The organism is Hymenobacter aranciens, assembly GCF_030580865.1.
GTDB lineage: Bacteria > Bacteroidota > Bacteroidia > Cytophagales > Hymenobacteraceae > Hymenobacter > Hymenobacter aranciens.
This window is the reverse complement of the sequence record NZ_JAUQSY010000027.1, coordinates 32,814-42,027: the sequence shown is the minus strand read 5'-3', so window position 1 is coordinate 42,027 and position 9,214 is coordinate 32,814. Positions and strand designations below refer to the sequence as shown.

The 9,214-nt window shown below is 67.7% G+C and carries 6 protein-coding genes; 5 read left to right on the top strand and 1 reads right to left on the bottom strand.

The window, feature by feature from the left end:
- The first annotated feature begins 94 nt into the window (after nt 1-94).
- The 5 genes from Q5H93_RS23940 (at nt 95) to Q5H93_RS23920 (ending at nt 8,712) form a co-directional block, all read left to right on the top strand.
- Nucleotides 95-1,090, top strand: coding sequence for a phage tail-like protein (locus Q5H93_RS23940; RefSeq protein WP_305009270.1), 996 nt, complete (start codon nt 95-97; stop codon nt 1,088-1,090).
- Between the two features lie 480 nt (nt 1,091-1,570).
- Nucleotides 1,571-2,203 (top strand): hypothetical protein, encoded by a 633-nt coding sequence (locus Q5H93_RS23935; protein ID WP_305009269.1) that lies wholly within the window; start codon nt 1,571-1,573, stop codon nt 2,201-2,203.
- A gap of 137 nt (nt 2,204-2,340) precedes the next feature.
- Nucleotides 2,341-5,337 carry a beta-propeller fold lactonase family protein gene (locus Q5H93_RS23930; RefSeq protein ID WP_305009268.1) on the top strand — a complete coding sequence of 999 codons (2,997 nt, stop codon included), beginning with the start codon at nt 2,341-2,343 and terminating at the stop codon, nt 5,335-5,337.
- A gap of 140 nt (nt 5,338-5,477) precedes the next feature.
- Complete coding sequence (locus tag Q5H93_RS23925) at nt 5,478-8,204, top strand: beta strand repeat-containing protein (protein WP_305009266.1); 2,727 nt, start codon at nt 5,478-5,480, stop codon at nt 8,202-8,204.
- A gap of 106 nt (nt 8,205-8,310) precedes the next feature.
- Nucleotides 8,311-8,712: a hypothetical protein gene (locus tag Q5H93_RS23920; protein ID WP_305009265.1), complete on the top strand. Its 402-nt coding sequence runs from the start codon at nt 8,311-8,313 to the stop codon at nt 8,710-8,712.
- A gap of 71 nt (nt 8,713-8,783) precedes the next feature.
- Here the strand turns inward: Q5H93_RS23920 and Q5H93_RS23915 are convergent, their stop codons facing one another.
- Nucleotides 8,784-9,212: a hypothetical protein gene (locus Q5H93_RS23915; RefSeq protein WP_305009264.1), complete on the bottom strand. Its 429-nt coding sequence runs from the start codon at nt 9,210-9,212 to the stop codon at nt 8,784-8,786.
- Nucleotides 9,213-9,214 lie beyond the last annotated feature (2 nt).

Sequence of the window (9,214 nt, the reverse complement as noted above, 5' to 3'; positions counted from 1 at the left end):
CAATACCCAATACCCAATACCCAATACCCAATACCCAATACCCAATACCCAATACCCAATACCCAATACCCAATACCGCCCCTACTTTTGCCGTATGAAGCTCACCGTTCTGCCCTTTCTGCTCTTGCTCGCCCTGGCCACCCGGGCCCAGGTGGGCATCGGCACGGCGGCGCCCGACCCGACGGCGGCGCTCGACATCGCGGGCAGCGGCAAGGGCCTGCTCATCCCGCGCCTGGACTCGGCCCAGCGGGTGCGCATTGCGGCGCCGCCCACGGGGCTCATGGTGTTTCAGACCGACGGCCGCCGGGGCTTCTGGTACGCGGTGGATGGCGCGTGGCTGTACATCCCCGACAAAACGCGCAGCGGCGATAACCTCGGCAACCACACCGCTACCCGCAACCTCAACCTGGCCGATAAGCTGCTGGTGGGCGGCACGGGCACCAGCAGCGGCAGCAACGGCCTGCGGGTGAATGCGGCCGGACAGGTGGGCATCGGCACGCTGGCGCCGCTCGATATGCTGCACGTAGAGAGCGTGCTGGGCACGCGGGTGCAGGTGGTGAGCACCACGCCCTACTTCGCGGGCTACGTGAGCAAGAGCAGCCTGCACGAGTACTTTGCCGGGGTGAGCGGCAACGGCAACGACTACATCATCTACGATAATAATACGGCCAGCGAGCGGCTGCGCATCCTGGGCACCACCGGCAACGCGGGCTTCCAGACCGAGCACCCGCACAGCACCTTGCACGTCAACGGCTCCTTCGCGGTGGGCTTGGCAATGGGGCTGGTGGGCAGCCCGGCGGGCACCCGCCTCGGCAACTCGCCCAGCGGCTACGTGGGCCTGAGCCCCGAGCCGAACGCCGACTACTACCTGCTGCCGGCCGCTACCAGCTGCCCCGGCCGCCTCTACTACATCCGCAACAACAGCCCTACCAACGCGGCTTACCTGAGCACGGTGCAGGGCTACATCTACGAGGGCGGCAGCGTGCCGAATACCGCCGGGGCCTTTGTGCTGGCGGCCAGCGGGCTCACCAAGACCATCACGGCCATCTCGGACGGGCAGAACTGGACCGTCATCAAAAACGGGAACTAGCCGGCGCGGCCAGCCCTTGCCGTCGTCAAGGGCAGCATTAGGCCTGCAAAGGACAACTACGTTCCTGCGAAGGGCAACCTTGCCCGCGCGAAGGCCAAGGCCACGTTTGCAAAGGGCAACCACGTGCTCGCGAAAAGCAACATCACGACTGTGAAGGGCAACTACGCGGTTGTAAAGACCAACATCACGACGGCGAAGGACAACGCCAGCCAACAAGTGGCCCTTGGCGGCTCACTGGTCGTCAAATCCGATTACCGGTCTGCTGATGGTTAGCGCATTTAAGGCTGTGATTTCATTTTTTCTGCGTTTTTAAAAATAAAAAAACACCCTGCGGCGCTCGCCAAGGCGGTTTTTTACTAAAATGGCAGAATAAGATGGCCTGGTTGCATAAAAAAGACTTGACACGGCTGCCCGGATGTAGTAGGTTTGCGGCTACCAGCTGCTTTTAGCTGGGTTAAACCACCAATACCTCACTTTTTTATGTCTGCATTACCCCAGGTCATCAGCACCAGCCTGACCAGTCTCAGTCATCCCCGGCTGGCAGCGTATTTTACCACCGTCATCAGCGGGGTAAAAGGGAATAAAAATTACCCCGGCCTGCAAGCCAGGCTGGAAGAATATGAAACGCTGCGCGACAACTATACGACGGCCGTGGCCAATGCCGTGAAGGGCGGCGAAGCCGTAAAGCTGCTGCGCAATTCGCTCCGCCCCCAGGTCGAAGCAGCCCTGCGCCAGTGGAGCAGCGAGGCCACCGAAGCTACGCCGAAAGACCCCGTGGCCTGGGCCGGGGCCCATTTTATGCTCACCAAGCCCAACCGCCAGAGCCGCCCGGCCCTGAGCGCGCCCATCAAGGTGAAGCTGAGCGACGGCAAGCTCAAAGGCAGCGTGTGTGCCCGCCAGAATGCCCAGCGCAACACCCGCGCCTACGTGTATGAGTATGCCCTGCAAGTGCCCGAGGGCCAGGAGCTGGTGTGGAAATACTGCCTGTGCCCCAAAAACGTGGCCGAAATAGCCGGCCTGCTCAGCGGCCAGAGCTACTGGTTCCGCATGGGCGCCTGGAACGGCACCGGCGATACCGTTTTCTCGGCCCCCGAGTTGCGGGTGGTGCAGTAGCAGTAGCGGAGCCGCGTGCGCGTGCGCCAAAAGCCCCCGCTGGCCCTGGCCGGCGGGGGCTTTTGGCGGGCGGCTGGTTGGCATGATGTGGCCGAAATTGTACCTTTGCAGCTGGTATACTCCTTACTTAAACCATTATGCAACAAACCTACACGAGTTTGCGCTGGCTAGTATTGGCCGGGGCCCTGCTGGGCCTGGCCCCCGCCGCCCGCGCCCAGAATGTGGGCATTGGCACCACTGCCCCCACCCAAACGCTCGACGTGAACGGCAGCCTGCGCGTGCGCGGCCTCAGCGGCCCCGACCAGCGCCTGCCCATCGTGCAGCCCGATGGCACGCTGGGCGTGAGCCAGCCCATCAGCCCCGTCACGGTGCTGGCCTCGCCCCTCAACCTGGGCAACGTGGCCGTGACCAGCCCCACCGGGGCGGCCATCAGCGGCAATTACCTGTACGTCACCCACAACTCGCCCAACGAGCTGCTGGTGTTCGACATCAGCAACCCCACCCTGCCGGTGGCCGTGCCCGCCGGCACCGTGGCCGGCGGCACCAACCTCGACCTGCTGACGGTGCACAACGGCTACGTGTACGTGTGCGACATCAACGCCAGCAACGTGCGGGTGTATTCGCTGCTGCCCGGCACCACGCCGGCGGGCTCGCCCACGGCCCCGGCCTTCCTGGGCACCTTTGCCACCGCCAACCAGCCCGATGGGGCCGTGGTCATCGGCGATAACCTCTTCGTGGCCAGCTACGGCACCAATACCGTGCAGGTATTTAACCTGAGCGGCCCCGGCGGCTCGCTCACCAGCCCGCCGCTGCTGGGGGCCTTTGCCACCCAGGCCGGGCCGGGCGGCCTGGCCGCCAGCCCCGACGGCCGCTACCTCTACGTGGCCGACTATCTGGCCAACCGCCTCGAAGCCTTCGACCTGCAGGCCGGCGCACTCACGCCCACCCTGACGGCCACCCTCACCACCGGCACCCAGCCCAACGCCCTGGCCGTGGCCAACAACCTGCTTTACCTCACCAACGCCGCCAGCAACACGCTCTACATCTACGGCCTGGGCACCCCGGCCACGCCCAGCTACCAGAGCAGCACGCCCACCGGCGGCCGCCCCTACGGCTTTGATGTGAAGGGCAACTACGCCTACCTCACCAACACCACCAGCAACCAGGTGCGCGTGCTGCAGCTCACCCAGAGCAACAGCCTGGGCTTCAACAGCGCCGGCCAGCTCACCAGCGTGCCCAACTCGGCCCTGGGCGACAACCTGGGCAACGGCGTGGCCACTACCAACGTGAACCTCAACGGCAACTACCTCGTGGGCGGCACCCTCACCACGCCCGGCACCACCGGCATCGGCATCGATGCCAGCGGCAACGTGGGCGTGGGCACCCTGGTCCCCAGCCAGAAGCTCGATGTGCGCGGCAACCTGCGCCTGGGCGACAACGGCGGCAACGTGACCGGCACCGGCCAGACCCTGGAATTTGTGGGCCCCGGCGTGAACACCGACCCCGTAGGCCTCTACCGCATCAACCCCGCCGTGGACCAGAGCGAGCTGCGCGCCGTCATCGGCGATGCCAACGACGGCAACGACAAGTTCTCGGTGGGCAACACCTCGGCCAGCACCGAGGGCACGCTGGCCGCCGGCACCTTCACGCCGCGCTTCACGGTGCGCGGCGACGGCCGGGTGGGCGTGGGCACCACCACCCCGCGTGGCAAGCTTGACGTGGACGGCCCCGGCGACACTTATCTCGTGGACGACCCCGACAACGGCAGCAGCCAGAGCGTATACCTGCCCGGCCACCTGTGGCTGGCACCCTATAGCGGCGCCACCGGCGCGGCCTTCATCCAGGCCCGCGTGCCCAACCCCACCTCCGCCAGTAACCTCGGCCTCATTTTCCGTACCACCAGCGCTGGCAATCTGCTGAATGCGCTAACCATAGAAGGCAGCGGCAGCATCAGCGTGGCCAACAACCTGAGCATGCCCGGCACGCTGACCATGAACTCGGGCGACGCCGACAAAATCTTCCTGACCAACCAGGGCGCCAACGGCTCCAAAATCGGCCACGGCACGGGCTGGGGCGTGCTCAACTACGCCGGCCCCGGCAACAACGCCGCCGACGGCTACCACACCTGGCTGACCACCGTGGGCAATGCCTACGTGGAGCGCATGCGCCTCAACACCAACGGCGACCTGGGCCTGGGCACCACCGCCCCCGCCGTGCGCCTGCACGTAGCCGGCACCGCCGGCACGGCCAACGTGCGCCTCGAAAGCCTGGGCGGCACCGGCAGCCGCATGGTGGTGGCCGATGCCAGCGGCAACCTCGACACGCAGGCCCTGCCGACGGCCCCCACCGCCGCCGACTTCATCCAGAACCAAACGACTGCGGCCCAGCCCGGCGGCTTTAGCGTGAGCGGCAGCGGCACCGTGGCCGGCGGCCTGAGCGTGAGCAGCGGCGCTACCATCAGCGGCGCCACTACCGTCACGGGGGCCACCACCATCACCGGCAACCTCAACCTGAACCCCAGCGGCGGCGGCGTCACCAACATCAACGTGGGCGGCAGCGGCAACGTGAACCTGGGCGGCGGCGGCACCATCTCCATCGGCGCGGGCGGGCCGGTGGTCATCAATGCCGGGGGCGGCAGCACCACCATCGGCAGCGGCTCGGGCAGCACCACCATCGGCGGCGGCACCAACAGCGGGGCCGTGAGCATCGGCCGCGCGGCCACCACCACCACCTTCCCCGGCACCGCCGGCACCGCCAACGTGCGCCTGGGTAGCCTGGCCGGCACCGGCACCCGCCTCGTGACGGCCGACGCCAGCGGCACGCTGGCCCCCACCACCGGCGGCAGCCTGCTCAACCGCCTGCTCAGCGGCCAGAGCGGCACGGCCACCCTGGGCAGTGGCGGCGCCAGCGCCGGCTACAACAACTACACCGTCACCTTCCCCACGGCTTTCGCGGCCGCGCCCAGCCAGGTTATCTGCACCGTGCGCACCGAGAACGGCCAGAGCTACGGCGACGTGTTTTCGGTGACCACCAAGCTCATCACGGCCACCAAGTTTGAGCTCAACGTGAAGCGCACCGACAACACCGCTTCGTGGGGCCAGACGCTGCTGCTCGACTGGATTGCTATTCCGTAGCGGCCGGGCGGCTTGTACCCTGTTTAGGGTACAAACGAAGCTAGCACAGGGGACAAGCCCGGCACTACCTTTGCCGTGCTTGTCCCCCTTTTTTTGTAGTGTATTAACTAGTTAGCCCTCCTTTTTTTCTCGCCACTGCTATGCAACATTTCTTCCTCCGCACTCTGGGCCTGGCCCTGGCCGTAGGCGCCCTGCCGCTGGCCGCCAGCGCCCAGGTGGGCCTGGGCAACCCCACGCCCAACCCCAAGGCCGCCCTCGACATCACGGCCACCGACAAGGGCCTGCTCATTCCGCGCCTCACCGAGGCCCAGCGCCTGGCCATCACCTCGCCCCCCCAGGGCCTGATTGTGTACCAGACCGACGGCACGGCCAGCGGCGGCGCGCAGACGGGCTTCTGGTACTACGCCGGCACGCCGGCCGCCTGGGTGTTTCTGAACCCCACGCCCACCGGCGACAACCTGGGCAACCACACCGCCACCCAGAACCTCGACCTGGCCGCTAACCAGCTGGTGGGCAACGGCGGCAGCAAAGGCATCAGCATCAGCAGCGCCGGCAACGTGGGCGTGGGCACCACCACGCCCAGCGCCACGCTCGAAGTGGCGGGCTCGCTGTACGCGGCGGGCGCGGCGCTGGCCGGCAGCGTAGACCAGCCCATCAGCACGGCCACCTACGTCACCCTCGGCAACGTGGGCCAGAGCTTCCAGCTGCCGGCCAGTGCCACCGTCACGCGGGTGGTGCTCACCTCGGGCAACGCCGGCCCGACGTCGGGCACGTTTACGTTCTACGCGGGCACGCCCGGCGGCACGGTGCTGGCCACCCAGCCCGCCAGCTACACCCCCGGCACCAACAACATCGTGCTGGCCACGCCCGTGACGGTGGGCGCGGCCGGCACCTACTCGTTCAGCACCGGCGTCACGGACTGGAGCCGCTCCAGCGCCAACGTGTACCCGGGCGGCTCCATCTACAACGGTACCACGGCTGGCGTCAACGACCTAACCTTTACGGTATTCTACACCACCCCCGGCAACGCGGCCCTCTACACCAGCACCAACGCGCTGGTGGGCGTGGGCACCGGCACCCCCACCGCCCAGCTCGACGTGAACGGCACCACCCGCCTGCGCGGCCTCACCACGCCGGGCGTGGTGACCACCAACGCCAGCGGCAACCTGAGCAGCGTCGACGCCAGCACCCTCGGCGACGACCTCGGCGACCACCTCGCCACCCAAACCCTGGCCCTGGCCGACAACGCCCTGCACCTGCGCACCGCCACCGACAGCAACCACCGCCTGGTGTGGAGCCTCGCGCCCGACGGCCCCGAGCTCACCGGCTCGGGCGGCGGCTTGCTGGGCGTCCGCAACGGCGGCGTCAGCACCGGCGTGCTGGGCTGGCGCGGCACCGGCCGCGTGGGCATCGGCACGGCGGCGGCCAGCCCGGCCGTAACCTTCCACGTGGGCGGCACCGCCGGCACCTCCAACACCCGCCTCGAAAGCCTGGGCGGCACCGGCAGCCGCATGGTGGTGGCCGATGCCGACGGCGACCTCAGCACCCAGGCCATCCCCGTGAACACCGATGCCCAAACGCTGGCTATTAGCGGCTCGACGCTGAGCATCAGCGGGGGCAACTCGGTGACCCTGCCCAGCGGCGGCGGCGCGCCCACCGGCACGGCCGGCGGCTCCCTCACCGGCACCTACCCCAACCCCACCATCGCCGCCAGTGCCATTGGCCCCGCCGAGCTGGCCACCAACGCCGTGACCAACGCCAAGCTGGCCGACGACGCCGTGGGCATTGCCGAGCTCTCGGCCACCGGCACGCCCAGCAGCAGCACCTACCTGCGCGGCGACAACACCTGGGCCACCATCGCGGGCAGCACCCCCGGCTGGAGCCTGAGCGGCAACACTCTCGACGGCAACCAATTCATCGGCAGCAACAACAACGAGGACGTCATCGTGAAGCGCAACGGCAACGAGGCCTTCCGGGTGTACAGCAACGGGCGCATCTCGGTGGGCAACAGTACGCCCTCCGCGGCGTCGGTGCTGCTGGGCTTCAACGCGGGCTATGCCGTGAGTACCGGTGTGTACAACGTCATCATCGGGGCACGGGCGGGCCAGGAGCTCAACGAGAGTGCCAGCACGTTCATCGGCTACGGCGCGGGCCAGAACACCACCGGCGGCAGCAATACCCTGATGGGCTACTACGCCGGGAACAGACTGACCACCGGCACCAACAACGTATTCATCGGGAACCAGGTGGCCTACAACGCCAGCACTACGATTACCGGCACCAACAACATTGCCATCGGTACCAGCGCCGGCGCTGCGCTGACCACCAACAGCAACAACATCCTGCTGGGCGGCAGCACGCAGGCCGGCGCCGGCCTCTACGACGCCTACGCCTTCGGCAATAACACCAGCGTGACGCAGAGCAACTCGCTGGTCATCGGCAACACGCGCGGCACCAACGATGCCGTGAGCGTAGGCATCGGCATCTCGGCGCCCAGCAGCTCGCTGCAAGTCAACGGCACCTTCGCCGTGGGTGTGGTCAACAACTTCGGCGGCGGCGGCAGCGGCAGCCCCAACGGCCTCGACCAGGGCCGCATCAACCAAACTACCTTCGTCGGCGGTTTCTACGAGCTGACGCCCACCGGCGCCAGCAACCAATACTACCGCCTGCCCACGGCCAGCGACTGCCCGGGCCGCATCTACTACCTGCGCTTCAACGGCGGCACGGCGCCCGTCATCACCTCGGGCAGTAGCAACATCTACGACGCCGACAGCACCAGCGGCGCGAGCTCCTACACCATGACGACCACGAACCGCCTCATCACGGTCATCTCCGACGGCACGGACTGGTACGTGTCGGCCCCGTAAGGCGAGGACTGGCTGATGCTGGCTGATGCCCGCCCCGCCACCAAGCCCGCGCCCTCCCCGGCGCGGGCTTTATGACATTTGACAGCCACGGCCGTAAGTTTGTGCCATGAAGGCTGCCCAGCTATACTTTCAGAATGCCGCTGCCCGCCTCACGCTGGAGCCGGAAGGCTACCTGCGCCTGGCCTGGACGGCCCAGGCGACCAACGAAGCCGAGGTGCGGGCCATGTACGAGCACCTGGCGGCCGCGCCCCTGCGCTACCGCACCGGTCTGATTATGTCGCTGCAGCAGCAGCGGCCACCCATCAGCCTGGCCATTCAGAACTGGCTGGTGACGGAGTGGTTTCCGCGCATCAATGCGCTGCCGCTCAGCATCTGCATTGCCGTGGTGCAGGGGCCGTCGCCCATCGGGCGGCTGGCGGTGCGCAGCATGACGCAGCGGTTCGACCAGAAGGTGCGGCGGCAGGAGTTTGAGCACGAGCCGGAGGCGCTGGCCTGGCTGCTGGCCTGAGGGCCGGGGCCGGCGCGCCAGCACACGGGGGCATGCTGCTGCTGCTTCGTAGGGGCCGGCCGGGCCGGGCGCTAGGCCGGCGTGTGGTAGTGCTGCTGCTGGTGCCGCAGCCAGGCGCGGGCCGCGTCTTCGCTATCGAAGAAGTAGGTGTATAGGTCGTGGGTGGCGCACTCGCGCTGGCTGGCCTCGGCGGCGGGGCCGTTGGCCTCGGGGGCGTGGCCGGCATCGAGCACGCAGGCCACGAACACGGGGTGGCCGAGGGCATCGGTGACGCGGGGGGCCAGAATGTGGCTGAACCAGTGCTCGAAGCGCGGGCTGGGCCAGTTGCGGCCCCGCAGGTCGAGCAGCCAGAAGTGGCCGCCGGGCAGGCGGTGGGCCTCGGCCAGCAGCACCACGTAGTGGCGCATGAGCAGCACCTCGGGCACGGGCCCCTGCCAGCGGGCGCTCAGAAAGCCTGTGCCCGGGTCGCGGGCAATGTGGAGGGCGGCAGGGGGAAGCACGG